Source organism: Streptomyces sp. UH6 (genome assembly GCF_013421635.1).
GTDB classification, from domain to species: Bacteria; Actinomycetota; Actinomycetes; order Streptomycetales; family Streptomycetaceae; genus Streptomyces; species Streptomyces abyssomicinicus.
In genome coordinates this window covers 1-1,416 of record NZ_JACADT010001237.1, presented here as the reverse complement: position 1 = coordinate 1,416, position 1,416 = coordinate 1, and the positions used below count along the sequence as shown (strand labels likewise).

Sequence of the window (1,416 nt, the reverse complement as noted above, 5' to 3'; positions counted from 1 at the left end):
GCGAGACCCACCGCGCGGTCTCCACGTGCTCGCGGGTCAGTCCGTAGTGGTCGGGGGTGGCGGATATCAGCCGCACCGTCACCCCGTCCCGGCGTACGTCGACGTCCGGGCAGCCGTCCCCGGCGCCGGGCAGCTCGGCGAGGGCCGCCACCAGGCGGGCGCCGGCCGCGAAGGACCCGGTGCGGAAGTGGGCGCACGCCCCCTCTCCCAGCACCCGCCAGTCCTCCAGCCCCTCGGCCGCGTGGAACTCGGCCGGCCTGATCCACCCCGTGGTCGTCGTCACGTCCGTCATGGCGCCACGCTAGCGGCGGGCCGGACCGGGAGGAGACACAAGCTCAGAAGCCACTCAAGTTCGTGGACGGTACACCTGACGCCTTCGTAGGGTGACGATCATGCCCGAGATACCGCTGTCCGTCCTCGTCGTGCTCTGTGTCGCCGCCCTCGCCGCCGGCTGGATAGACGCCGTGGTCGGAGGCGGCGGGCTCCTGCTGCTGCCCGCGCTGCTGCTCGGCCTCCCGGCCGGCGGGGCGCACGCCGCGCAGTACGCGCTCGGGACCAACAAGGCCGTCGCCATCGTGGGGACCACCGGCGCCGCGATCACCTACGCGCGCCGTACCCCGGTGGACGTCGGCACCGCCGTGAAGATCGGGCTCGCAGCCCTCGCCGGGTCGAGCGGCGGCGCGTTGGTGGCGGCCGGACTCAGCACCGAGGTGCTGAAGCCGATCGTGATGGTGGTGCTGCTGGCCGTCGGCGCGTTCGTCATCCTGCGGCCCGCCTTCGGCCAGGCGCCCTCCACCGCGCCGGTCTCCCGGCGGCGGGTGCTGGCCGCCATCGGTCTCGCCGGCGTCGGCATCGGGTTCTACGACGGCCTGATAGGGCCCGGCACCGGCACCTTCCTGGTGCTCGCGCTCACCGCGATCCTCCATCTGGACCTGGTCCGGGCCTCCGCCACCGCGAAGATCGTCAACTGCTGCACCAACGCCGGCGCGCTGGCGATGTTCGCCTGGAAGGGCACCGTCTTCTGGCAGCTGGCCGCGCTGATGGCCGTCTTCAACCTGATCGGCGGCACCCTCGGCGCCCGCACCGCCCTCAAGCGCGGCAGCGGCTTCGTGCGCGGCGTGCTGCTCACCGTGGTCTTCGCGCTGGTCGTCAAGATGGCCTACGACCAGTGGCTGGCCTGACCGCCGGACGCGGGCGGACGCCGGTCGCCGCAGGGCTCAGGCGCCGACCGGCGCGGTGGTGAGGGTGAATCCGGCCGCGCGGAGCCGCCCGGTGAGGGCGTCGGCCATGGCGGTGGCCGGGGTGAGGACGCCGGCGACGTCGGGGAGACGCTCCCCGTCGAGGGCGAGCGCGAGCCCGCTCTCACCCAGCATCACCGCCGTGCAGCGGTAGCCGGGGTCGCCCTGTGCGGCGAAC

1 protein-coding gene and 2 pseudogenes are annotated in these 1,416 nt (G+C 73.9%); 1 reads left to right on the top strand and 2 read right to left on the bottom strand.

Annotated elements, in window-relative coordinates; all coding sequences use genetic code 11:
* Window positions 1-292, bottom strand: a pseudogene (locus tag HW445_RS30905) (Pterin-4-alpha-carbinolamine dehydratase); the annotation flags it as partial.
* A gap of 100 nt (window positions 293-392) precedes the next feature.
* Between HW445_RS30905 and HW445_RS30900 the strand changes: the two are divergent.
* Window positions 393-1,181: a TSUP family transporter gene (locus tag HW445_RS30900; protein ID WP_180224091.1), complete on the top strand. Its 789-nt coding sequence runs from the start codon at window positions 393-395 to the stop codon at window positions 1,179-1,181.
* A 36-nt stretch (window positions 1,182-1,217) separates the two neighbouring features.
* Here the strand turns inward: HW445_RS30900 and HW445_RS30895 are convergent.
* A pseudogene (locus HW445_RS30895) lies at window positions 1,218-1,416 on the bottom strand (hypothetical protein); the annotation flags it as partial.

Coding starts and splice junctions, on each gene's coding strand:
- HW445_RS30900 (WP_180224091.1), top strand. CDS start 393: ATGCCCGAGATACCGCTGTCCGTCCTCGTCGTGCTCTGTGTCGCCGCC.